Source organism: Nonomuraea sp. NPDC000554, from assembly GCF_040300065.1.
Lineage (GTDB): Bacteria > Actinomycetota > Actinomycetes > Streptosporangiales > Streptosporangiaceae > Nonomuraea.
The window spans coordinates 49,899-72,887 of record NZ_JBEPDC010000045.1 but is presented as its reverse complement, the minus strand read 5'-3'; the positions used below and the strand labels follow the sequence as shown (position 1 = coordinate 72,887).

Genomic DNA, 22,989 nt, shown 5'->3' with positions numbered 1-22,989 from the left:
ATCGACCCCACGGCGGCCTCGGCGGCCAGACCCCCTACGAACGCCTCAAGCAGAAGACTCAGACCCAGGCGTAAACGATCATCGTCGGCTGCACAGCCGGTTGAACGTGGCGGCCTTACGGCCTGAGCCGTACGGCCTGCGCGGTATCGGGTTTGATTACCTACTGGGCCACACGCACGCCGTGCTGGCCAGCCTGCTGGAGGCGGCACTGCGTCCCTCCGCTGCTCTGCTCGGCAGTCACGTGGTGATCCGGCCCGCAGGATCTGCGTTCGCGTGCTGGCTGGTCGAGCAGTGGTCGCCGCGGCTACCGGAAAGGACCGAGACAGTGAAAAAGTATATGCTCTTCGATCATGATGGCGTTCTGGTGGACACCGAATTCTGGTATTACAAAGCCGGGGAACGCGCCCTGGCGGACATTGGCTTGACTTTGGACAAGGATCAATACCTCCGGGAGATGAGCCAGGGATTGGGCACATGGGCCCAAGCCAGGGCGGCCGGTATTGATGAACAGACCATCAGCAGACAGCGTCAGGTCCGTAATGATTACTATCAAGAATATCTGAGAACAGAAGCCATTGAGATCGAAGGCGTCGTTGAAGCTCTGGCTGAACTGTCAAAATACGTTCGTATGGCCATCGTGACAACTGCCAAACGTGCGGATTTTGAACTTATCCATGAAAAGCGCCAAATCAAGCAATTCATGGATTTCGTCGTTGTTCGTGAAGATTGCCAGCTCGCCAAGCCGCATCCGGAACCATACCTGATCGGCGTGAAGCGCTTCGGGGCCACCAAAGAAGAGACATTGGTCGTTGAGGATTCATCCAGAGGGCTGAACTCGGCCGTGGCGGCCGGTATTGACTGTGCTGTTGTCTACAACGACTTCACAAAAACACATGACTTCGCGCAGGCTACCTATCGAATCGAAACTCTGGCTGAATTGAAGGACATTATCCTTAATGTAGGCTGAAGGAGCATTCACCCAGCGTGTCAAAAACTCCTTTGACATCATCGACCAACCCCGACCTTGATCAGTCACGGCTGATCCGTGGTTGATCTTCCGGTTGGGTTGGCCGGTCTGCTCCGCGTTCTCGATCTTGTTGTCAAGCTGCTGGGCAGCGGGTCCCGCCCGGCTGTCGCGTCGGGTCCACGGTCCGACGGGGTTCCTCCGGGGTTGGGGTCGGGTGGGCGTGTTGGGCGGTCAGCCTGAGGGGTCGAGCGCGAGAGCGAAGGCGAAACAGGCCAGGAGTGCGTCCGCCCAGGGCCAGGTCTCCGGGGTTGTCGGCAACGCCTCGTCAGCGTCCCGGCCCAGCTCCTCCCGGACCTGCGGGCGCACATGGAGGTGTACGCCGAGAAGGGGGAGTATGGACACGTCTTCGTCGGCCCCAAGGGCGCCAAGGTCCGGCGCGCGAACTTCACGCGCGTTTGGGCTGCGGCTCTCAAGAAGGCGGGACTATCCGGTTTCCACTTCCATGATCTCCGTCATACCGGGAACACTCTCGCCGCGCAGTCCGGCGCGACCCTTCGGGACCTGATGTCCCGCATGGGTCACTCGACGACCAGGGCCGCGTTGATCTACCAGCACACGGCGATGGAGCGGGACCGGGCCATCGCCGACGCGCTCGGGAAGCTCGCTGAGGAAGCCCTGAAGGGGCAAGATCAAGACGGATCGGGCACGTAACGGGCACGGAAGATCGAAAACAACTCTGGAAAGATCAAAGGCCAGGTCGGGAATCCATCCCTGACCTGGCCTTTCACGGTGAGAGCGGGTGACGGGAATCGAACCCGCGCTGTCAGCTTGGGAAGCTGATGTTCTGCCATTGAACTACACCCGCATGGGCCGAAGCCGCGGCCCCTACTCTAGCGGAAAGTCGGCGTACTTCAGCAAGCCGGCGGCGCCCGAGTCCGTGCGCGCCACGCGGTAGGTTGCTCAACGTGCTGCTATCCGACCGTGACATCCTTGCCGAGATCGACAACGGACGGCTCGCGCTGGACCCCTTCGAGCGGGAAATGATCCAGCCGTCGAGCGTCGACGTCCGGCTTGACAGGTATTTCCGGGTCTTCGAAAACCATAGGTATCCACACATCGACCCGTCGATCGAACAGCCCGATCTGACCCGCATGGTGGAGCCCGCCGGTGATGAGCCCTTCATCCTGCATCCTGGCGAGTTCGTGCTGGCCTCCACGTACGAGGTGGTGAGCCTGCCCGATGATCTGGCGTCGAGGTTGGAGGGGAAGAGCTCCCTGGGCCGGCTGGGGTTGCTGACGCATTCGACGGCGGGGTTCATCGATCCGGGCTTCAGCGGCCATGTGACACTGGAGCTGTCTAACGTGGCGACGTTGCCGATCAAGCTCTGGCCGGGCATGAAGATCGGGCAGCTGTGCCTGTTCCGGTTGAGCTCTCCGGCCGAGCATCCGTACGGGTCGCAGAAGTACGGCTCCCGCTACCAGGGGCAGCGCGGGCCGACTCCGTCGCGGTCCTTCAAGAACTTCCATCGGACGAAGATCTGACACTGCCAAGCGCAGAAAGTGGCCCGAACCTCGGTGTCCGTGGGACATGCGCCGGGTAGCCACAAGGAGAACATGACATGAAGTTCGCATTTTGCCTGGTAAGCCGTACCCTCTTCACGGACCATCCCCGCACATCTGGAGAACGACGTGCGCCTGCGTCTCACGCCACGTGAGGACAGCTACTACGACCTGTTCGCGGATTCCGCGAACAACCTGGTCACGGCATCACGCCTGCTTGTGGAGATCATCAGCGACGGCTCGGACCGGGAAGCCCTGGCCGAGAAGATGCGCGCCTGCGAGCACGCCGGTGACGAACGCACCCACGCGATCATGAACCGGCTCAACGAGAGCTTCATCACTCCCTTCGACCGGGAGGACATCTACCGCCTCGCCTCCAACCTCGACGACGTCATGGACGCCATGGAGGCCGCGTCCGACCTTATCGTGCTCTACCAGCTCGACCACCTGCCCAAGGACGTCGTCCGGCAGGTCGAGGTGCTGGAGCGGGCCGCCGAGCTGACCGCCGAGGCCATGCCGCGGCTGCGGTCGATGAAGAACCTCAACGAGTTCTGGATCGAGGTCAACCGGCTGGAGAACCAGGGCGACCAGGTCTACAGGCGGCTGCTGGCCAAGCTGTTCAGCGGTGAGTACGACGCCCTCACGGTCATGAAGATGAAGGAGGTCGTCGACGCGCTGGAAGAGGCCGCCGACGCCTTCGAGCACGTGGCGAACACGGTCGAGTCGATCGCGGTCAAGGAAAGCTGACTTCGGTGGACCTCACGCTCGCCCTCGTCATGGGCGTGGTCGTCATCGCGCTTGCCTTCGACTACACCAACGGGTTCCACGACGCGGCGAACGCCATCGCGACGTCGGTCTCGACCAGGGCGCTCACCCCCAGGGCCGCGCTGTTCATGGCCGCGGCGATGAACTTCATCGGCGCGCATCTCGGCACCCAGGTGGCGCAGACGGTCGGCAAGGGCATCATCGACGCCCCCGGCGGCTCGCACGGCCTGGTCATCGTGGCGTCGGCGCTGATCGGCGCGATCTGCTGGAACCTGGTCACCTGGTATTTCGGTCTGCCCTCCTCCTCCAGTCACGCGCTCATCGGCGGCCTGGTCGGCTCTGCGCTGGCCTCCGCCAGCGTGGTGCACTGGGACGGCGTGATCGCGAAGGTGGTCATCCCGATGGTCCTGTCGCCGCTGATCGGCTTCTCGCTCGCCGCGGCGATCATGATCGCAATTTATTGGATCTTCCGCAACAGCCAGCCCGGCAAGACCAACCGCGGCTTCCGCCACGCCCAGACCGTCTCGGCCGCCGCGATGGCGCTCGGGCACGGCCTACAGGACGCGCAGAAGACGATGGGTGTGATCTTCCTGGCGCTCACCGTCGGCGGCTACGCGGGCGCGAACGCGGAGATCCCGCAGTGGGTCATCCTCGCGTCCGCGGGCGCGATCTCGCTGGGGACGTACGCGGGCGGCTGGCGCATCATGCGGACGCTCGGTCGCCGCATCATCGCGCTGGACCCGCCCCAGGGGTTCGCGGCGGAGTCGGCCGCGGCGGTCGTCCTGTACGGGGCGGCCATCGCCTTCGGGGCGCCCATCTCCACCACGCACACGATCACCACGGCGATCATGGGTGTGGGCGCCACCAAGCGGCTGTCGGCCGTGCGGTGGGGGGTGGCCGGCAACATCGTGACGGCGTGGATCCTCACGATTCCCGCGGCTGCCCTGGTGGCTGCTCTGTCGTACTACGCGCTGCACTGGATGGTGGAGTAGCGGCGTACATCACGTCCACGTCCCAGCGGTTGAACCCCAGGGACTCGTAGAGCCTGATCGCGGCCGTGTTGGCCTCGTCCACGTAGAGCATCGCCTGGGCGAGGCCGCGCGAGCGCAGGTGGCTCAGTCCGGCAAGGGTGAGCGCCCTGCCCAGCCCGGTGCCCTGCTGCGAGGGGTCGACGCCGACCACGTAGACCTCGCCGAGCGGCTCGTGGCCGTGTTCGGACGAGCCGTGGATCTTCGTCCAGTGGAAGCCGACGAGCCGGTCGTCGCGGACGGCGAGGAAGAAGCCGGCCGGGTCGAACCAGGGCTCCCCCTCGCGCTGGAGCAGGTCGTGGGCCGTCCACGAGCCCTGTTCCGGGTGGTGGGCGAAGGCCGCGGCGTTCACCTTGAGCCACGCCTCCTCGTCCTGGCCCGGGACGAACGTGCGCAGCCGCACCCCGTCGGGCAGGTCGAAGGCGGCCAGCGGCGCGTACAGCGAGCGGCGCATCTGCCACAGCGAGCGCACCCGCTCGAAGCCCGAGGACGCGGCCAGCGCCCCCGCGCCCGCGTGGTCGCCGTGCGCCCACAGCCGCAGCCGCCCGCCGGTCAGGTCCAGGACGGCACGGAGCAGCCGCTTGCCGTGCCCCTTGTGGCGGTATGCCGGGTGGATGACGAGTTCGCCGCTCGGCCCCTCGACCTCGTCCGTCGGGTCCATGTGGGCGTATCCGGCCAGCACGCCGTCGGCGTGGAGCAGAAGCGAGCGGGCGCGCGGATCGCCGCCGTAGCGCAGGTGCAGCATGACGTGCTCGTTCAGCGGACGGACGCCGTCGGCCTCCGTCGCCGCTTCCACGACACCTAGGACGTCGGTGATTTCCTGGTCAGCAAGTCGTTCTCTGATCTCCACGAGCGTTGTCACAGTCCGAACTCTAAGCGTCTGACTGGCAAATAACGCCATGTGGCAGTCCGATGAATCGTTACCTTTGGGACATTGGCTGCATAGGTTGCCACCGTAACGTCTTGGGGCATGATGTCTCGTTCCCTCCTCCGGCTGGTGCTGGCCGGAGCCGTCGCCACGGGTGGTGCCCTGCTCGCCGCCGTCCCGGCGGACGCGAGCAACGCTCCCAAGACGGTCCCCGTCCGCCTGCTCGCGCTCAACGACTTCCACGGCAACCTCGAGCCGCCGACCGGTTCCTCCGGACGAATGGTCGACGAGAACGGCAACACCGTAGACGCCGGTGGAGCCGCCTACATCGCCGCGCACATGAAGGCGCTGACCGACAAGAACACGATTGCCGTGGCCCAGGGCGACCTGATCGGCGCGTCGCCGCTGATCTCGGCGGCCTACCACGACGAGCCGTCGGTCGAGTTCCTGGGCAAGATCGGGCTGAAGGTGGCCGCGGTCGGCAACCACGAGTTCGACGAGGGCTACGCCGAGCTGCGCCGGATCATGAAGGGCGGCTGCCACCCGGTCGACGGCTGCTCGCCCGCCGGTAAGTGGAAGGGCGCCCAGTACGACTACGTGGGCGCGAACGTGCTGTTCAAGAACGGCGACACGAAGTCCGACGCGCTGGCGGCGCTCGGGCACACCACCGAGGTCAAGCAGCTGATGGCCGACTGGGGCGTGCCCGCGCTCCCGCCGGTCAGCGTCAAGTGGATGAACGGCGTGCCGATCGGCTTCATCGGCCTGGTCACGCAGACCACGCCGAACATCGTCTCGTCCGACGGCATCAAGGACCTCAAGTTCGTGGACGAGGTGAAGGCCGCCAACATCGCCTCCAAGCTGCTCAAGCTGGTGGGCGTGAAGGCCCAGGTCGTGCTCGTGCACGAGGGCGACCAGGTGACGGCCGGCCAGTCGCCGGACGCGTGCAGCGCGGTCCCCGGCGCGGGCAACCGCATCGCCACCCAGGTGGACCCGGAGATCGACGTGGTGCTCAGCGGCCACTCGCACCAGGCGTACCTGTGCAAGGTCAAGGACCCGGCCGGCCATGACCGCCTCTACTCGCAGGGCGGCTCGTTCGGGCGCGTCATCACGCAGGTGGACCTCAAGGTGGACGTCAAGTCCCGGGACATCGACAGGGCCTCGATCGTGGCGGACAACCACGTGGTGACCCGCACGGTCGACCCGGATGACGACATCAACGATTTCGTGAAGCTGTGGAAGGACCGCGTCTCGTCCGTCGCCGACAAGCCCGTCGGCAAGATCACCGCGGACATCACGAACACCGCCGCCCCGAGCGGCGAGTCCCCGCTGGGCAACCTGATCGCCGACGGCCAGCTCGCGGCCACCAAGGCCGGCGGCAACGCGCAGATCGCGCTGATGAACCCGGGCGGCGTCCGGGCCCCCCTGACGTACGCGGGCTCGCCCGCGAAGGAGGGCGACGGGGTGGTCACGTACGGCGAGGCGTTCACCGTCCAGCCCTTCAACAACCTCCTGCAGGTCGTCACGCTGACGGGCGCGCAGCTCAAGACCGTGCTGGAACAGCAGTTCACCGGAGGCCCGAACAACCAGGCCTTCACCAAGATCCTGCAGCCCTCGGCGAACCTGACCTACACCTACAGCAAGTCCGCCGCCTGGGGCTCGAAGGTCTCCGACATCCGGATCGACGGGCAGCCGGTGACGGACGCGCAGCAGATCCGGGTCGCGGCGAACAACTTCCTCGTCGGCGGCGGTGACGCCTTCGCGGGCTTCAAGGACGGCAAGGACGTGTGGAGCGGCCCCCTGGACATCGACGCCTTCGTCGAGCAGCTGGGCAAGGACAACCCCATCGCCCCGCCCGCCACCACCCGCATCAAGGTCGTCGACTGACAGTGACGATGTGGATGAGGGCCTCCCGCCAGGGGCTGACATCACCCAGATGAGGGCCTCCCGCCAGGGGCTGGCCATCGGCTGACATCACCCAGATGAGGGCCCGCTTCTCTTTCGAGAAGCGGGTCCTTCCGCTATCCGAGCAGCAGTGCCGTGACGAACTGGAGCAGGTGCCAGGCGACGTAGGCGCCGAGCGAGCAGAACGCCCACTCCTTGGCCCTGGTGACGCGGGAGATCCAGCGCAGCGCCTCCACCGGGTCGCGGCGCTCGCGGGCCGCCCGCGCCAGCAGGAGCGCGGACGCCGCCCAGGCCGCGGCCGAGCCCGCCAGTAGGCCGAGCGCGAGGGCGAGCAGCGGGCCCCGTGCGGGCGGCAGGTCGGCGGGCAGGAACTGCCTGGTCCAGGCCCCCAGGACAGCGGCCAGTAGGGCGAGCGTGATCCGCCTGTCCTTGCGTGCCTGGCGTCTGAGCCACCGTAGGTCTCGACGCAGTTGGTTCCTGAGCATCCGGATCACCTCCGACGAGTAGCTGGGATACCAGCTAACGGGAGGAGCCCGGACAAGATCTCCGACCTAGGTGTCCTGAAATTTACGATATTTCGCGGAGTTCGGCGGTCGCGCTCTTCAACTCGAAGACGTCACCCACCTCCTCCAGGATGCGCACCGCCTCGGCCAGGTGCACGCGGGCCGCCACGGCGTCGCCGAGCCGGTGGGCGATCAGCCCGAGGGCGCGCAGCGCGCAGCCCAGGTCCCGGCGGGTGCCGCAGCCGAGGTGGACGTCCCTGGCCTGGACGGCGTGGGCCAGGGCCTCGTCGGCGCGGTCCAGGTTGAGCAGGATCATCGCGAGCGTGGTCAGCGCCGCCGCCCAGCGGTCCCTGGTGCCGGTCTCGTCCTGCAGTTCGACGGTCTCGGCGGCGTAGCCGAGCGCCGCGCCGGGACGTCCCGCGGTGTGCAGGGCCTGCGCGATCGACAGCAGCGCGCCGGCCCTGTTGTCGCGCGTCTCCTCCCTGATCGCCAGCGACGCCCTGGCAGCCCGGAGCGCGTCCTCGTGCCGGTCGAGCGACAGGTACGTGTACGCGAGCGTCTCCTGCACGTCCGCCTCCGCCCGGCGGTTGCCCATGCCCTGGACGATGTCCAGCGCCTCCAGCGCGTACACGAACGCCACCTGCGGCAGCCCCTGCCGCCGCCGCACCCGCGCCAGCCTGTTGAGCATCCGCGCCTCCATCGGCAGGTCGCGGATCACCCGGCTGATCGTCAGGGCCTGGCCGAGGTAGTCGTCCGCGCGCAGATAGTCGGCCAGCCGCCAGTGCACCAGCCCGATCTCGCCGAGCGTCTCGGCCCTGCCCTGCTCGTGGTGGAGCTCCCGCTGCACGGCCAGCGCCTGCTCGTAGTGGTCGAGCGCCTCGTCGTAGCGCGAGCCGTTGCGCGCGACGCGTCCGAGGGCGCACAGGGCCAGCCCGCAGCCGTGCTGGTCGCCGGTCGCCGTGTAACCGGCCAGCGCCCGTTCCGCGTCGCGCTGCGCGTCGTGCGGCAGCCGCAGCGAGTCGTAGATCTCGGCCAGGCAGAGCAGCGTCTCGGCCTCGCTGTGCTCGTCGCCCAGCTCGTGGCAGAGCGCCAGCGCCTCCAGGCCCTCCGACAGCGCCGCGTTCGGCTCACCGAGCTGCTGCCGCACCCTGGCCAGGATGATCAGACTCTGCGCGGTGCCGCCGCGGTCGCCGATCGCCTCCCACAACCGCAGGGCCTCGCCCGCGTAGTGCAGCGCCGGCTCGTGCCGCTCCTGCGAGACGTGCAGCCGCGAGAGCGTGTGCAGGCAGCCCGCGATCCCGGCCCTGTCGCCGATCTCGCGGTAGAGCTCCAGCGCCTGCTCCGCGCAGGCCAGCGCCTCGTCGCCGTTGCCCGCGATGCCGTGCACCTCGGCCAGGTCGTTGAGCGCGCGGGCGCGCCCCTCGCGGTCGCCGAGCGCGGCGAAGTCGGCCAGCGCCTCCCCGATGAAGCGGGCGGCCAGCGTGGACGGGCCGATGTCGCGGTGGATGGACCCGAGATGGCCGCGCATCAGCGCGATGGCCCGCCGGTTGCCGATGCTCATCGCCGAGCGCAGCCCGGCCTGCTGGATCTCCAGGTTGTTCTCGTAGTACCGCAACGCCCTGAACGGCTCGAACACGGCCGCCGCGAGCTGCCACGCGATCCCGTGCGAGGACGTCTCCTCCGCCAGGCGCACCACGGAGACCAGCGAGCGGCGTTCCGCCCCGAACCACTCGCGCGGCGTCGCAGGGTCGGACGCGACCGACAGGTAGTGGTCGAGCAGGCGGACGCGAGCCTCCCGCACGCCCGCCTCCGCGTGCCTGCCCAGCTCCCTGGCCAGCCGCTTGACCAGGTCGTGCACCCGGTATCGCGGGCCGGGCAGCGGCTCGACGAGGTAGGCCCGGTGCAGGCCCTCCACGGCGACCACCGCCTCGCTCACCGGGACGCCCAGCGCGGCGGCCAGCACCTCCGGGGTGAAGTCGCGTCCCGGAAGCAGCCCGACGTGGCGGAACGCCCGCCGCTGACCCGGCGACAGCGCCTCGTAGGCGAGGTCGAGCGCGGAGCGGAACGCCTCCTCCGGGTCGCCGGAGAACGGCACGCTGCGCTCGGGCCCGCGCAGCTCCCGCACCCGCGACTGGACGCTGAGCCCCGGGCTCTCGGCGAGCTTGGCGGCCGAGATGCGCAGCGCGAACGGATGGTACGAGCAGACCCTGGCCAGCTCGGCCAGCGCGTCGCGGTCGGCGGAGCGCGGGGAGCCGGGGCCGAGCACGGCCACCAGCAGCGCGACCGCGTTGCCCGGGTCGAGCACGGGCAGGTCCATCAGGTCGGCGTGGCCGGTCGCCCGCAGCGGCGCCATCCTGGTCCTGCTGGTCACCAGCACGACGCAGTCCTTGTTGCCCGGCAGCAGCGCCCGCACCTGCGCCGGGTCGGCGGCGTTGTCGAGGATGAGCAGCAGTCTGCGTCCGGCGAGCCTGCTGCGGTAGAGCAGCATCAGCTCGGCCTCGTCGGCGGCGGGCATGTGCTCGCCGACGCCGAGCGAGCGCAGGATCTGCCCGAGCGCCTCGGTCGGGGTCATCGGCGGCAGGCTGGGCGACTGGCCGCGCAGGTCGATCACGATCTGCCCGTCGGGGAACCTGTTCGCGTGCACGTGCGCCCAGTGCGTGACCAGCGCGGTCTTGCCCACTCCCGGCAGGCCCTGGACGACCATCGTGTTCGTCCGCCGGGGACGCTCCAGCCACCTGGTGAGCAGGTCGAGGCTCTGCTGCCTGCCCGTGAAGTCCGGGACGTCGGCGGGGAGCTGGGCCGGGCGCGGCACCTCGCCGGTGGGCAGCGGGTCGGCCCGCGTCCCCGGCCTGGTCAGGAACGGTGTCACCGGTCCGTTCCAGGGCGCGGACAGGTGCTCCCAGCCGCCGGCGGCGCCGCGTAACGCGGCCGCGTCGGTGACGCGCAGCCGCCGGTAGCCGGGCCGCACCAGCCAGCCCCTCGACACCCACTGCGCCAGCTGCCGCTGCACCACGTCGGGTGCGCTGCCCACCAGGTCGGCCAGCGTCTCCATGGACAGCGGCGGCGCCGACTCCGCGGCCAGCCCGTACCGCTCGTCCAGGTGCAGCAGCCAGACGGCCAGGCGCGCCGCGACGGGCGCGCGAGCCAGCGCCTCGTGCCTGCGGGCGGCCACGTTCCGCGCGAACAGCTCCCGCACCAGCGCGGTGGCGACGGCCGGGTTCGAGGACGCGTGCTCGCGCAGCGCGTGCATGGAGATCGGCCAGGCCCGCACCTCGGTCAGCGCGTCGATCCTGACCCGCTCGCCGGCGTTCCAGAAGGCCAGCTCGCCCACGAGGTCGCCGCCCGCGCGCAGGTCGTGAATGGCCTCGCGCTCACCGGCCGGGGTGTACTCCCTGGCGTACCCGTAGTCGATCAGGTAGACGCGGTTCGCGGGCCGCGACGGGGAGCAGATCAGCTCGTTGCGCCGGTACACGCGGGGCCGGACGGTCTCGTCGACGAGCGACCTGAGGACATCAACCACGACACCACCGATTCCCCGGACGGCGGTGTCCGCGTTGTTGACAGAGACGTTGTGACAGAGACGTTGTGACACAGACGCGCTGCCCGGACGGGCGGCCTGTCACATCAGTGGACCCTCGCACGGCCTCACTGTCAACTCATCCGTCAACTCACACGTGCGCGGGATCCACCCGGTCGGGGACGAACCGGTAGCCGACGTTGCGCACGGTGCCGATCAGCGACTCGTACTCGGTGCCGAGCTTCGCGCGCAACCGCCTGACGTGGACGTCCACCGTTCTGGTGCCGCCGAAGTAGTCGTAGCCCCAGACCTCCTGCAGGAGCTGGGCCCGGGTGAACACCCGGCCGGGGTGCTGCGCCAGGTACTTGAGCAGCTCGAACTCCTTGAACGTCAGGTCGAGCACCCGGTTGCGCAGGCGGGCGGTGTAGGTGGCCTCGTCGATCGACAGGTCGCCGCTGCGGATCTCGTCGGGGACCTCCTCGGCGGACGTCTGGGACATGCGGCCCGTGGCCATCCGCAGGCGGGCCTCGACCTCGGCGGGACCCGCGCTGTCGAGCAGGACGTCGTCGACACCCCACTCGGCCGTCATCGCCGCCAGCCCGCCCTCGGTGACGATCACCAGCAGCGGGCAGTCGATTCCGGTCGTCCGGATCAGCCGGCACAGGCTCTTGGCGTGCGCCAGCTCCTTGCGCGCGTCGACCAGCACGGCGTCGGCGGGGGGCGTGTCGATCAGGGCGGACGCCTCCGCGGGCGAGACGCGGACCGAGTGGAGCAGCAACCCCAGCGCCGGCAGCACCTCGGCGGACGGCTCGAGGGCGTTGGTCAGCAGGAGCAGGTTGCTCATATCGGCCTCCTCAAACACGCAAGGACCCGGGGGCTACGTCGCCCAGGTCCCTGTAGGCGAGGATATCCCACGCGAAAGTCGAGTCCATTGCGCGTCCAACAGATGAACAGCGATTCAACGGAAACACCGGTGTAAAGGCGGACGCACAATGGAGCGGAGTCGATTGTGAGGTGGCCATGGCCACGGGAAAAGTGCGTTATTGGGCCGCGGCCAAGGAGGCGGCGGGGCTGGCGGAGGAGCCGTTCGAGGCGGCAACTCTTGGCGAGCTCATGACGAAAATCACACAGAATCGCGCCGAACTCGCCCGGGTGGTGGCCCGATCGTCTTTTCTGCTCGACGGCTCGCCGGTGGGCAGACGCGATCACGATGAGGTGGCGCTGAACGACGGTGTGACGGTCGAGGTGCTGCCGCCCTTCGCCGGGGGGTGATCGATGCCTTTGTGGGGGAATGAGCCGATAAGCTCTTGAACCCCGCGGAGACAGGGAGCCCGATGCGCAAGCTGATCATTTTCCTGATCGTGCTGATCGTCCTCCTGGTCGCCGTCGATCGGGTGGCGGTCGCGGGCGTGCAGCGCGACCTCGCCAACCGGATCGCGGCGGCGACCGACCTCAGCGGCCAGCCGACCGTGACCATCGAGGGGATCCCCTTTCTCACCCAGGCCATCTCGGGGCACTACCCGGAGGTGCGGTTCGATCTCGGGACCCTCACCTACGGGGGCGTGCCGGTCAGGAACCTGCAGGGTGCCGCCTACAACGTGACAGCGCCGCTGGCCGACGTCCTCCAGAACAGAGCCGACATCAGGGCGGAGCGGCTGACCGTCCGTGGGACCCTGACGAGTCAGACGATCGACAAGTTCGCCCCCAAGGGCGTCAAGATCAGCGGCAACGGCCGGCGGCTCGTCGCGTCGGGAGAGGTGGCTGTGGGGGCGACCAAGGTGAAGTTCAACGCGGAGATGCGTGTCGAGGTGGTCGGCAACGGCATCAGGCTCCAGGCGGAGAAGATCGAGGGCGTGCCCGACCAGCTCGCCGGGCTCGTCGGCTACACCATCCCGTTCAAGGGCAAGCTGCCCTTCGACGTGAAGGTGACCGGCGTGCGGAGCGTGGCCGGCGGGCTGGAGTTCACGGCCGAGGCGACCGACGTGCCACTACGTGGATGAACCCGTGGACAAGCCTGAACCGACCGGCCCCGTCGTACGTGAAGAGGGTGTGAGCCCAGCTGGCACCGCCGACGAGGAACTCGTGCGCACACTCTTCGACGAACATGCCGGGCCACTGTACGGATACGTGCTGCGACTGACAGGTGATTCGGGACGGGCGGAGGACGTCGTGCAGGAGACGCTGCTGCGAGCTTGGCGGCACCCTGAGGCGCTCGGTGACCGTCCGATCCGCGCGTGGCTCTTCACCGTCGCCCGTAACCTCGTCGTCGACCAGCACCGCGCCCGCAAGGCGCGCCCGCAGGAGACGGGCGACGAGGCGCTCGCCGTGCTGCCCGCCGACGACGAGCTGGAGCGGGCGGTCGAGTCGTGGGCCGTGGCGGAGGCGCTGGCCGCGTTGCGGCCGGAGCACCGCGAGGTGCTGCTGGAGGTCTACTACCGGGGGCGATCGGTGAAGGAGGCGTCGGCGACGCTGGGCATTCCGCCGGGCACGGTCAAGTCGCGCACCTACTACGCGCTGCGGGCGCTCAAGCTCGCGCTCGAGGAGCGAGGGCTGGCGCCATGACGTGCGAGGAGGTGCGGCTGGCGCTGGGCGCCCACGCACTGGGCGCGCTCGACCCCGACGAGGCGCTGGAGATCGACACCCATCTGGCCACCTGCGAGGCGTGCGGCGCTGAGCTGGAGGACCTGGCGGGCGTCGCCGGGTTCCTCGGCAAGGTGTCCGAGCGCGACGTCGAACTGGTGGCCAGTCCTCCCCGCCAGGTGCTCGACCGGCTGCTGAACGCCCGCGCCAAGCGGCACAGGAGAGGGCGCATCTTCCTGGCGGCCGCCGCCTCGGCCGCGGTGCTGGCCGTCGGCGGCACGGTCTGGACCGCCGTCGGCAACAGCGGCGGCAGCAGCCTGACGAGCAGCGCGGCGGCCCCCAAGGCCGCCACCCAGCAGGACCCCCAGCAGAACGAGGCCAAGCCGGACATGCTGGCCCAGGACAGCGGTCCCGAGAACAAGCTCAAGTTCGGCGAGCCGACCCCGCTGCCGAGCGCCCGGCCGTCGCCGCCGGGCCGCGAGTTCACCGGCGAGAACGCGGCCAGGAGGTACGGCGCCACGGTCACGGCCTTCCCCGGGGGTGACCTGTCCGTGCGGGTCTCCGGCGTGCCGATCGGCACCAGGTGCAAGCTCGTCGTCGTCGCCAAGGCCGGCGAGCGGGACGTCACCGAGGGCTGGACCGTCAGCCGCGCGACCTACCAGGACAACGCCGTCTTCCCCCGCCACACCCGGATCCCGATGGCCGACATCGCCAGGTTCGAGGTCGTCGGCCAGGATGGCAAGGCGCTGGTGAAGATCAACGTCAGCGGGCGGAAGTAATCCCGGCCGCCCGCGGTTACACCTGAGACGATGACCGGTGTCTGGATCGTGCTGGCCACGCTGGCGCTCGGAACGATGATCGGGGTGGTGAGACTGCGCCGCGACGGACGTGTGCGCGCGGCCGGCGACGGCCGGCTGGCCGAAGGCGATCTCGGGGCCCCACTGGGGGAGCGGGCCACGCTGGTGCAGTTCTCGACCGCGTTCTGCCAGCCGTGCCGGGCGACCAGGAGGGTCCTGGCCGACGTGAGCGCGCTGGTTCCCGGCGTGTCGCACGTCGAGATCGACGCCGAGTCCCGGCTGGATCTGGTGCGCCGGCTCGACATCATGCGGACGCCGACGGTGCTCGTCCTCGACGGGCTGGGAATCATCGTGAAAAGGGCCTCTGGCCAGCCAAGGAAGGCCGACGTGCTGGCCGCGCTCGGCGACGCCGTGTCTCACGACCCGTCTCATGACTCGGACGAGAAGTGACAGATGACGAGACGCCGAGTAGTGTCGTCGCCATGAACCCATCGACAGAGCTGCTGACGAAGCGGCGCGCGGTTGATTTCTGCCGCGTCGCCACCGCGCTCTGTCGCGCTGCCTGAGGACGGTCTCGCGCGGATTTTCGATCCGCCCCGATTGCGACCCCTTCAGGAGCATCCCGCGATGCGTGCAGACCCTAGAGCGCTGCGTTTCGGCGCGGCCATCACCAGCCTGGTCCTCGCCCTCGTCCTCGTGACGGAGAGCGAGTGGCTGCTGGCCGCTCAGGCGGTGGTCTTCGTGCTCGGTGCGGTTTACCGCTCGCCCTACGTGATGCTCTTCAAGGCGCTGGTCAAGAGCGCCCCGAAGGAGACCGAGGACGTGCGCCCGCCCCGCTTCGCACAGGGTGTCGGGCTGGTCTTCGCTGTCGCGGGCCTGATCGGATTTCTGGCCGGGATCACGCCGCTCGCCCTCGTGGCGACGGCCGCGGCTCTCCTCGCCGCATTCCTCAACGCAGCCTTCGGATTCTGCCTCGGCTGCGAGATGTACCTGCTGATTCGCCGTCTACCGCCCGCCGCCAACATGGAGGTTCCCCAATGAGCCGCTCCGCCGTCCTGGTGGATGCCGACTGGGTCGAGTCCAACCTCGACACCCCTGGCGTGGTCCTCGTCGAAGTCGACGAGGACACCAGCGCCTACGACAAGGGCCACATCCGTGGCGCCGTGAAGATCGACTGGCGGCAGGACCTCCAGGACCCGGTGCGCCGCGACTTCGTGGACAAGACCGGTTTCGAGGCCCTGCTGTCCGAGCGCGGCATCTCCAACGATGACACCGTCGTCCTGTACGGCGGTAACAACAACTGGTTCGCCTCCTACGCGTACTGGTACTTCAAGCTCTACGGCCATGGCAACGTCAAGCTGCTCGACGGCGGGCGCAAGAAGTGGGAGCTCGACTCCCGCGAGCTGGTCAAGGACGTTCCGCAGCGTGCCGCGACCCAGTACACCGCCCAGGAGCAGGACAGCGCCATCCGCGCCTTCCGCGACGACGTGGTCGCCGCCATCGGCAAGCTCAACCTGGTCGACGTGCGCTCGCCCGACGAGTTCACCGGCAAGCTGCTCGCCCCCGCCCACCTGCCGCAGGAGCAGGCGCAGCGCGCCGGCCACGTGCCCACCGCCCGTAACATCCCGTGGTCGAAGGCCGCCAACGACGACGGCACGTTCAAGTCCGACGACGACCTGAAGACCCTCTACGCGGGCGAGGGCGTCGACTTCGACAAGGACACCATCGCCTACTGCCGCATCGGCGAGCGCTCCGCGCACACCTGGTTCGTGCTGCACGAGCTGCTCGACCAGGCCAACGTGAAGAACTACGACGGTTCGTGGACCGAGTACGGCTCGCTTGTGGGCGTGCCGATCGAGCTGGGAGAGGCCCGCTGATGACGACTGCACAGGGTTGCGGAGCGCCGGAGCAGACGATCGCACTGCCGGCCGGTATCGACCTGGCCAACCAGGCCGTGATCCAGGGGGTGGTGACGGGCGCGGGCACCGCGTACGCGCGCCTGCTGGACCACTCCGGTGAGTTCACCGGCGAGGTCGTGGTGTCCGACGACGGCGTCTTCCGCTTCTTCGCCGCGCCGGGCGACTGGACCGTCCGCATCATCGCGGGCGGCGGGGTCACGCGGGACGTCCAGGTGGAGGCCCGCCTCGGCGAGGTCTCCCAGCTGGCCGTGGCCGTCTGACCGGATCCACGCGCGCTGATCGCGTAGAGGGGGCTCGCGTCTCAGGACGCGGGCCCTCTCCTGTTTTCGGCGTGACATTCTGGTCAGGTGCAACCGAATCGGGCATCGCGGTGTTCTAGCGGACGTGAGTGACTTCGTGTGCCTTGACCCGGTCAGGAAGGCGCTCCTCGACGATCTTGACGAGGGGTTCGCCGAACTGTTCAGCGCCCATCGCGGCCTGGTCTTCTCCACCGCCCTGCGGATGAGCGGGCGGTGGGCCGACGCCGAGGACCTCACGGCCGAGACGTTCCTGCGCGCCTACCGGGCGCTCGCCGGTTACGACCGCGAGCGGATCGCGGCGCTCCAGCCGCGGCCCTGGGTGCTGACGATCCTGATGAACATCTGGCGCAACTGCGCCCGGGCCAAATCCCGGAAACCGCCGCCCGACCTGCGCGAGGAGCCGGTCGAGAGCGTCGATCCCCACGAAGGGGTCGAGGAGGCGGCGGTGCGGCGGGAGACCGGGGAGGAGCTGTCGGAGCTGCTGGGCCTGCTGCCCGCCGAGCAGCGGGCCGCCGTGGTGCTGCGGCACGTCGTCGACCTGCCGGTCAGCGAGATCGCCACCGTGCTGCAAATCCCCCAGGGCACGGTGAAGTCGCACGTGTCACGAGGGCTGCGCCGGCTGCGGACACTGGGAGGTACCCGATGAACCAGGACCAGTTGCTCGCCGGGCTCGCGGCGCTGGCCACCGACGCGCCCGCGGGGCTGCTCGACCGGATCGCGGCGCGCTGGGTCAGGGTGCCCGGCCCGATCGGGGAGCTGACCGTGGCGTTCACCGACCAGGGCATCGCCTACCTGCGCCACGGCGACGGGTTCGCGGCCGCCTTCAGGCGGCGGTTCGGGCGCCCGCTGGTGGCCGCCGAGCGTCCGCCCGCCGGGTTGCTGCCCGCGCTGCGCAGCGGCAGGCTGTCCGGTCTGGCCCTGGACCTGCGCGGGGTGAGCGACTTCCAGCGGGACGTGCTGGCCGCCGTCCAGGGCATCCCGAGGGGCGAGGTGCGGCCGTACTCGTGGGTCGCCGCGCGGATCGGCAGGCCCACGGCGGTGCGGGCGGTGGGCGCGGCGCTGGCGGACAACCCGGTGCCGCTGCTGGCACCGTGCCATCGGGTGACGCGGTCCGACGGCGGCCTGGGCGGGTACGTGTTCGGCGCGGCGGCCAAGGAACGGCTGCTGGAGGAAGAAGGGGTGGACCTCGACCGGGTCCGCGGGCTGGCGCGCGAGCGGGTGTTCTACCTGGCGAGCGACACCACGGGCGTCGTCTGCTTCCCCACCTGCCACAACGCCCGCCGCATCACGGCCAGGCACCGGCACGGCTTCCGCACGATCGCCCAGGCGAGGGCGGCCGGATACCGCCCGTGCCGCACCTGCCAGCCCGCTCAGTCCGGTTCGTCGGCTCTGACCGGCGCGGCCGGGTAGCGCATGAGGAGGGTGGCGCGGACCTCGTCCGGGCCGATGGACTCGTAGGCGTGGGGGACGTCGGAGACCCACGAGATGTGCTCGCCCGGCCCGGCCGTCAGGGGTTTGTCCACCGGGCCCGCCGTCAGCGTGCCGGTGAAGACGGTGATGTGCTCCGTCACGCCCTCGTGGTGGGCGGGGGAGGACTGGGTGGTGCCGGGCGGCATGCGCATCCGGTAGAGCTCGTAGGTGACGTGCTCGTCCTCGAAGACCTCCAGGAGCGTGGCCTCGACGGCCGCGCCGTGCATGATCTGCGGCTCGGGCAGCGGGTCGAGGATGGCGCCGATCGGGACCCCGAGCTGGGCGGTGATCGCCCAGAGGGTCTCCAGAGTGGGGTTGCGCGTGCCGTTCTCCACCCCGGACAGGGTGGCCTTGCCGACGCCCGCCCGCCGGGCGAGCTCGGACAGCGAGAGCCCGGCGGCCCGGCGCAGCTGCCGGACGCGTTCTCCCACCACGCGGGGGTCGGTGTCGAGCGCGGGACGCGGTTCCATGCCGACATCGTCCCCCACGGGCGGGCGATCGTGGATGTGCCGACGGCGGCCGTCAGGCGGCCAGCTTGCGTTCCACGCGGGCGACCGAGTCCGCGTACTCGGGGTCGTGGTTCATGGCCGCCGCGAGCCGCAGGTGGGGCAGGGCCTCCTCGTGCCTGCTCGACCGCTCCAGCGTCCGTCCGAGGAGGAAGCGGACGTAGTGGTCGGTCGGGTCGCGGTCCAGCAGGGCCGTGAGCGCTTCGCGGGCGCGTCCGAGCTGGGCCGAGTGGTAGTAGGCGCGGGCGGCGAGGAGTTGCACGCCGTGGTCGCCGGCGTGCGTGTCGAGGAGCGGGTCGAGCATCTGGAGGGCGCCGAGCGGGTCCCGCTGGGCCAGCAGTCGCTCGGCGTAGCGGTACCGTTCGACCTCGGTGAGGTGCGTCATGGATGGTTGAACATACAACCATCTGTCTTTCATTCCGAGTTGCTGCTGCGCTGAATGGGACGGACCGATACGATTCTGCAGATGTCCGGATCGTCAGGTGTGATGGCACCGCCCCGACCTGGGCCAACGCCGGCTCAGAGGATGCCGTCGCCGTACTCGCTGCCCCTGCACGCACTACGTCTCGCCGCCAAATGCGCAATGCCGCTGATCCTGTGGTTCTCCGCCGGTGAGCTGCTGCGCTGGCTGATGCTCTACGCGGCCACGGAGCTCTCGCACGGCGACTACCGCCAGGCCAGGCTGATCGTGTCCGTCTCGCTGCTCACGCTGGTCGTCCTCGTCTCCATGACGGTCACCACCGGCATGTTCCTGTCGCTGCGGCGCGGCCTCTGGGAGGCCCGCGCGCGCACGGCCGACGGGGAGCCGGACGAGAAGTTCTGGTCGTCGATGAACCGGGTGGCCCCGGCGTTCGCGCTGATCTACCTGGCCTGGGAGCTGTACCTCAAGGACGCCCAGGACTACCAGTCGATGGACCTGTTCCACAATCTCGACAGCGACTTCTACGCCACGATCCTCAACAACATCGCCAACGGCACCAACAACGAGGCCACCTACGGCCGCGGCCTGACCGGGCTGGACTGGCGGGTCTCGCTGGCCGCCATGGCCGTCACGTTCGGGCTGCGCGCGCTGTTCGGACGCATGGTCGAGAACGGCTCGGGCAGGTTCGCCGGGCTGGCGGCCGCCTTCGCCGAGTTCTCCTTCATGTTCTGCGGCCTGAACGCCGTCTTCACCTTCACCGCGGCCCGCAGCGACTGGGCCCAGCACCGCGCGGTCGTGGAGGGGACGAACGACCTGTGGGCGCAGGCCAAGGAGACCGTGCCCGGCTGGGAGGCGTTCTGGAACGTCGTGCACGAGGTCTGGCCGTTCGTCCTGGAGGCGCTCGCCGTCCCGCTCACCTGGCTGGCCGTCGCGGTGCTCATCTACGGCGGCTCGGTGGACGACACCCGCAGGGCGCTGCGCGGCACCCGGCTCCTCCAGGGCGTGGACCGGCTGGAGGAGAGCCACGGCGTCACCCAGCGGGCGGCCGACCGGATCGTCGGCGGGTTCCAGGAGCGCTGGGTGCCGGCCGTGAACGCCTTCAGGGTCACCGTCAAGGGCGGGGCGACGCTGTTCGGGCTGATGTGCCTGATCTACGTGGGTCTGCACGTCGGAGCCGACTACCTGGACCGGGGCGTGCGCACGCTGATCGGCTCCAACGAGCCCTACTTCTGGCTGGTGATCTCGTGGCCGGTCGTCTTCGTGAAGAACCTGCTGCTGACCGTCCTGACCTACTGCCTGCTGGCCGCGACGTTCGACATCGCGGCCACCCGGGCGCGGCTGCGGGGCGAGAGCCTCACCGCCTGAAGATCAGCACGTCGTTGCGCTTCTTCGCCGAGTCCTCCAGGTTGACCTGCATGAGCTTGTCGGTGGGCGTGTCGTTGCGGTAGGTGATGTCGGGCTTGAGGTGCAGCTGGACCTCGTTCGCCACCGCCTTCGGCACCACGGCGGCGGCCGTGTAGGTGTACGCCTTGCCCACCTCGTTCTTCTCCGGCGGGATGTCGTCCTCGACGACCTCGACCTGCCAGGTGCGCTGCTGGGGATCCTGGACGGTCAGCGCCGGCTTGGCGGTGAGCACGGCGCCGGTGTCGTCGGCGGCCGTCCTGGTGACGGTGATCTTGAGCCACTGCCTGTCGGGCGTGTTGTGCTGGCTGCCCTGCGGCGTCTCCATCGGCTCGATCACCGACTTCCAGGTCACGTGCTCGAACGTCAGGCTCTGCCCTGGTTGTACCTCGTGCCGGGTTTCGGTCTGGCGTCCGCTCTTGAAGAAGATGTACCGGTCTACGGTGGGCGCGCCGATCCCGAGGACGAGCGCCGCCACCGCGCCGACGCTCAGCAGGAGTGTGCGCGAGCGCCGCGGCGGCTGCGCGGCCGTCTCCGCCGTGGGCGGCCCGGGAGGTGGCGGCGGGGGCGTGGAGGGCGGCAGTGGGCCCGCGCTCGGGAGCGCCTGAATCGGCTGCGTCGGGTCGGCGACGGGCTCGACCCGCGCCGGCGGCCACACCTGCTGGTCGGGGTGGGAGCCTGGACGCTGCCGCGGCCGGGGCTGCCGGTGGCGGGGCCTGGGCCGGGAAACAGGCGGCTGCCCCGCGCCGGGCTGAGGCTGGCCCTGTGCAGGGCCGGGCTGTCCGGTGTGAGGCTGACCCTGTGCCGGGCCGGGCTGAGGCTGTCCGGTGTGAGGCTGGCCCTGTGCAGGGCCGGGCTGAGACTGTCCGGGGTGGGGCTGACCGTGCGCCGGGCCCGGTTGGGGCTGGCCCTGGTGGGGCTGGCCCTGTGCGGGGCCGGGCTGGGGCTGGCCAGGGTGGGGGTGGCTGGGCTGGTCGGGGGGCGGCGAGAACCAGCCGCGGTTCGAGTCGTTGGAGTCCATGCGTTACTTCTTCTCGCCCATGTCGAAGACGTCCTGCGGCGCGGAATCGAGCTGCTTGGCGGCCGCGTCGTCGATGCCCAGGTCGATCTGCGCCTCCGGCGGCAGCGGCTCGGAGTACAGGCCGTTGATCGGCAGCTGGAACACCGCCTGCGCGCCGGGCAGCGCCGACGGCGGCACCTCGAAGACGAACCGGCCGGTGGTCCACCAGCCCGGCTGGACCCACGGGTTGGCCAGCGTCTGTGTCTTGTCGACCTTGTCGGTGGCCGTGTACCGCTTGCCGTCGGCGGCGAGCAGGATGGGCTGCGCCAGATGGACGGGTTCCTTCGGGACGGTGGCCTGCGCCTCGACGACGAGGAAGATCTGCTCGGTCGGGACGGTGCGGCCCAGCGTCTTGACCGTCTTGGCGGTCAGGATCTTCTGCACCCGGACGGAGAAGCGTCCCGCGTTGACGTCCTGGCCCTTGGCGCCGGTGTAGGTGAGCGGCAGGTCCATGTCGTCCCCCGAGAGCGCGAACGTCTGCAGGCCCACCGCCCCCGCGGCCAGGACCAGGCCGACGACGGTGTTGAGCGCGATCGTCCCGGCACGCCTGCGCGGCGCCTGGCGGCGCGTGCGGCGGGGGGCCGCCCGCTGGGCGGTGGCCGTCATGACGCCCCCTCCGCTTTCACGGGCAGTGTGACGGTCGCGGCCACCTCTTTGGTCTCGGCCTTGTCGAGATAGCCCTCTTCGGTGGTCAGGGTCCAGAAGGTGTTGCCGGTGAGCGGGTTCTCCAGATTCTCGAACGTGCCGACGTCCAGCGTGACCTTCGAGGGCGGCTGGGCCGAGCCCGCCATCTCGTAGCGGGCGACGACCGTGGTGGGCACGTCCGGTTGGAGCTGCGACGACTGGACGTCCTTCGAGACGGCGTAGAGGTCGGGCCCGTACGGGGTCTTGATCTGCGGGGTCATTTTCAGCAGTGAGGAGCCGAAGCCGGAGCCGCCGTTCTGGGCGTCGGGCGGCGATCCCACTCTGACGGTCTCGTCGGTCTTGTTCGTCACCTTGAACACCACGTCGAGGTAGCGCTTGTCCTTCGAGTACGCGTTCTCCGCCTTGACGAGGGTCACCTTCGACTCGACGAACTCGGTCTCGAACTGTCCTTGGTCGAGGGTCTTGCCGACCGCCAGCTGGGGCGGCGCGGGGTCGGGCCGTTCTTCGAGACCGCCCAGCAGGGCGGTGATGCCGATGGCTGTGACCGCCACCAGGGCCACTGCGGGCACCACTACCGGGCGTTTGGGCTTGCTGTCGCCGGAGGGTTCCGTCATGTGTATGGATGGTAATAGGTCACGCTGACACCATCTGCCCCTATCCTCCCATCCGGCTGGTCGAATTGCCCAGAACCCTGCCGCAGGAGGGGTTGAAGCTCATACGCTGTCACGAAGCGGCTGAGGAGACGGCCGAACTACAAGGACATATCGCGGCCGGAGGGTCAC

26 protein-coding genes, 1 tRNA gene and 1 pseudogene are annotated in these 22,989 nt (G+C 69.3%); 18 read left to right on the top strand and 10 right to left on the bottom strand.

What is annotated here, in order from left to right; genetic code table 11:
• The coding region (locus ABT294_RS47970) for an HAD family hydrolase (protein WP_350813217.1) at positions 1-967 on the top strand (967 nt) is incomplete at its 5' end.
• A gap of 327 nt (positions 968-1,294) precedes the next feature.
• Positions 1,295-1,678, top strand: a pseudogene (locus tag ABT294_RS47965) (tyrosine-type recombinase/integrase); the annotation flags it as partial.
• Positions 1,679-1,761: 83 nt separating this feature from the next.
• On the opposite strand, the gene ABT294_RS47960 reads toward ABT294_RS47965, so the two are convergent.
• Positions 1,762-1,832 (bottom strand) — tRNA-Gly (locus tag ABT294_RS47960).
• Positions 1,833-1,932: 100 nt separating this feature from the next.
• Here ABT294_RS47960 and dcd point away from each other — a divergent pair.
• From dcd to ABT294_RS47945, 3 genes are all read left to right on the top strand, one after another.
• Positions 1,933-2,508 carry a dCTP deaminase gene (gene dcd / locus ABT294_RS47955; protein ID WP_350813221.1) on the top strand — a complete coding sequence of 192 codons (576 nt, stop codon included), beginning with the start codon at positions 1,933-1,935 and terminating at the stop codon, positions 2,506-2,508.
• Between the two features lie 147 nt (positions 2,509-2,655).
• A complete protein-coding gene (locus ABT294_RS47950; RefSeq protein ID WP_350813216.1) occupies positions 2,656-3,273 on the top strand; it encodes a DUF47 domain-containing protein in 618 nt (205 codons plus the stop codon).
• Between the two features lie 5 nt (positions 3,274-3,278).
• Positions 3,279-4,283, top strand: coding sequence for an inorganic phosphate transporter (locus ABT294_RS47945; protein ID WP_350813215.1), 1,005 nt, complete (start codon positions 3,279-3,281; stop codon positions 4,281-4,283).
• On the opposite strand, the gene mshD is transcribed toward ABT294_RS47945, so the two are convergent.
• Entirely contained in the window at positions 4,216-5,181 is a 966-nt protein-coding gene (gene mshD / locus ABT294_RS47940) for a mycothiol synthase (protein ID WP_350813214.1), read from the bottom strand. The two genes, ABT294_RS47945 and mshD, sit on opposite strands and share 68 nt — an antisense overlap.
• A gap of 108 nt (positions 5,182-5,289) precedes the next feature.
• Here mshD and ABT294_RS47935 point away from each other — a divergent pair, with 108 nt between their 5' ends.
• Entirely contained in the window at positions 5,290-7,071 is a 1,782-nt protein-coding gene (locus ABT294_RS47935; protein WP_350813213.1) for a bifunctional metallophosphatase/5'-nucleotidase, read from the top strand.
• Between the two features lie 134 nt (positions 7,072-7,205).
• Here the strand turns inward: ABT294_RS47935 and ABT294_RS47930 are convergent, their stop codons facing one another.
• From ABT294_RS47930 to ABT294_RS47920, 3 genes are all read right to left on the bottom strand, one after another.
• The gene (locus ABT294_RS47930) at positions 7,206-7,574 is read right to left on the bottom strand and encodes a hypothetical protein (protein WP_350813212.1); all 369 of its coding nucleotides are present in this window, start codon (positions 7,572-7,574) and stop codon (positions 7,206-7,208) included.
• 82 nt (positions 7,575-7,656) lie between these two features.
• A complete protein-coding gene (locus ABT294_RS47925; RefSeq protein WP_350813211.1) occupies positions 7,657-11,112 on the bottom strand; it encodes a tetratricopeptide repeat protein in 3,456 nt (1,151 codons plus the stop codon).
• A 148-nt stretch (positions 11,113-11,260) separates the two neighbouring features.
• Positions 11,261-11,953, bottom strand: a complete 693-nt coding sequence (locus ABT294_RS47920; RefSeq protein WP_350813210.1) for a response regulator transcription factor — start codon at positions 11,951-11,953, stop codon at positions 11,261-11,263.
• 176 nt (positions 11,954-12,129) lie between these two features.
• Here ABT294_RS47920 and ABT294_RS47915 point away from each other — a divergent pair, with 176 nt between their 5' ends.
• The 11 genes from ABT294_RS47915 to ABT294_RS47865 all read left to right on the top strand — a co-directional run bounded on the left by ABT294_RS47915 (position 12,130) and on the right by ABT294_RS47865 (position 18,114).
• Entirely contained in the window at positions 12,130-12,381 is a 252-nt protein-coding gene (locus tag ABT294_RS47915; protein ID WP_350813220.1) for a MoaD/ThiS family protein, read from the top strand.
• A gap of 62 nt (positions 12,382-12,443) precedes the next feature.
• Positions 12,444-13,109 (top strand): LmeA family phospholipid-binding protein, encoded by a 666-nt coding sequence (locus ABT294_RS47910; RefSeq protein WP_350813209.1) that lies wholly within the window; start codon positions 12,444-12,446, stop codon positions 13,107-13,109.
• Between the two features lie 4 nt (positions 13,110-13,113).
• Positions 13,114-13,671, top strand: a complete 558-nt coding sequence (locus ABT294_RS47905; protein WP_502912235.1) for a sigma-70 family RNA polymerase sigma factor — start codon at positions 13,114-13,116, stop codon at positions 13,669-13,671.
• A complete protein-coding gene (locus ABT294_RS47900; protein ID WP_350813208.1) occupies positions 13,668-14,468 on the top strand; it encodes an anti-sigma factor family protein in 801 nt (266 codons plus the stop codon). The genes ABT294_RS47905 and ABT294_RS47900 overlap by 4 nt, the downstream gene beginning before the upstream one ends.
• Before the next feature lie 30 nt (positions 14,469-14,498).
• The gene (locus ABT294_RS47895) at positions 14,499-14,936 is read left to right on the top strand and encodes a thioredoxin family protein (protein ID WP_350813207.1); all 438 of its coding nucleotides are present in this window, start codon (positions 14,499-14,501) and stop codon (positions 14,934-14,936) included.
• 32 nt (positions 14,937-14,968) lie between these two features.
• Positions 14,969-15,052, top strand: coding sequence for a putative leader peptide (locus tag ABT294_RS47890; RefSeq protein WP_350668905.1), 84 nt, complete (start codon positions 14,969-14,971; stop codon positions 15,050-15,052).
• A 61-nt stretch (positions 15,053-15,113) separates the two neighbouring features.
• The gene (locus ABT294_RS47885; RefSeq protein WP_350813206.1) at positions 15,114-15,527 is read left to right on the top strand and encodes a DUF4395 domain-containing protein; all 414 of its coding nucleotides are present in this window, start codon (positions 15,114-15,116) and stop codon (positions 15,525-15,527) included.
• Positions 15,524-16,363 (top strand): sulfurtransferase, encoded by an 840-nt coding sequence (locus tag ABT294_RS47880; protein WP_350813205.1) that lies wholly within the window; start codon positions 15,524-15,526, stop codon positions 16,361-16,363. The genes ABT294_RS47885 and ABT294_RS47880 overlap by 4 nt, the downstream gene beginning before the upstream one ends.
• A complete protein-coding gene (locus tag ABT294_RS47875; protein ID WP_350813204.1) occupies positions 16,363-16,665 on the top strand; it encodes a DUF1416 domain-containing protein in 303 nt (100 codons plus the stop codon). Before ABT294_RS47880 ends, ABT294_RS47875 begins: the two co-directional genes overlap by 1 nt.
• A 124-nt stretch (positions 16,666-16,789) precedes the next feature.
• Positions 16,790-17,350: an RNA polymerase sigma factor gene (locus ABT294_RS47870; protein ID WP_350813203.1), complete on the top strand. Its 561-nt coding sequence runs from the start codon at positions 16,790-16,792 to the stop codon at positions 17,348-17,350.
• On the top strand, positions 17,347-18,114 hold the full coding sequence (locus ABT294_RS47865; RefSeq protein ID WP_350813202.1) for a methylated-DNA--[protein]-cysteine S-methyltransferase: 768 nt from the start codon (positions 17,347-17,349) through the stop codon (positions 18,112-18,114). The genes ABT294_RS47870 and ABT294_RS47865 overlap by 4 nt, the downstream gene beginning before the upstream one ends.
• Here the strand turns inward: ABT294_RS47865 and ABT294_RS47860 are convergent.
• Positions 18,075-18,644, bottom strand: a complete 570-nt coding sequence (locus tag ABT294_RS47860) for a helix-turn-helix domain-containing protein (protein WP_350813201.1) — start codon at positions 18,642-18,644, stop codon at positions 18,075-18,077. The two genes, ABT294_RS47865 and ABT294_RS47860, sit on opposite strands and share 40 nt — an antisense overlap.
• A gap of 52 nt (positions 18,645-18,696) precedes the next feature.
• Positions 18,697-19,065: a tetratricopeptide repeat protein gene (locus ABT294_RS47855; RefSeq protein ID WP_350813200.1), complete on the bottom strand. Its 369-nt coding sequence runs from the start codon at positions 19,063-19,065 to the stop codon at positions 18,697-18,699.
• Positions 19,066-19,263: 198 nt separating this feature from the next.
• On the opposite strand from ABT294_RS47855, the gene ABT294_RS47850 reads away from it, so the two are divergent.
• Positions 19,264-20,466, top strand: coding sequence for a hypothetical protein (locus tag ABT294_RS47850; protein WP_350813199.1), 1,203 nt, complete (start codon positions 19,264-19,266; stop codon positions 20,464-20,466).
• Here ABT294_RS47850 and ABT294_RS47845 read toward each other — a convergent pair.
• From ABT294_RS47845 to ABT294_RS47835, 3 genes are all read right to left on the bottom strand, one after another.
• Entirely contained in the window at positions 20,456-21,160 is a 705-nt protein-coding gene (locus ABT294_RS47845; RefSeq protein WP_350813198.1) for a hypothetical protein, read from the bottom strand. The genes ABT294_RS47850 and ABT294_RS47845 overlap by 11 nt on opposite strands.
• Before the next feature lie 366 nt (positions 21,161-21,526).
• The gene (locus tag ABT294_RS47840) at positions 21,527-22,168 is read right to left on the bottom strand and encodes a hypothetical protein (RefSeq protein WP_350813197.1); all 642 of its coding nucleotides are present in this window, start codon (positions 22,166-22,168) and stop codon (positions 21,527-21,529) included.
• A complete protein-coding gene (locus ABT294_RS47835; protein ID WP_350813196.1) occupies positions 22,165-22,821 on the bottom strand; it encodes a hypothetical protein in 657 nt (218 codons plus the stop codon). Before ABT294_RS47835 ends, ABT294_RS47840 begins: the two co-directional genes overlap by 4 nt.
• Positions 22,822-22,989 lie beyond the last annotated feature (168 nt).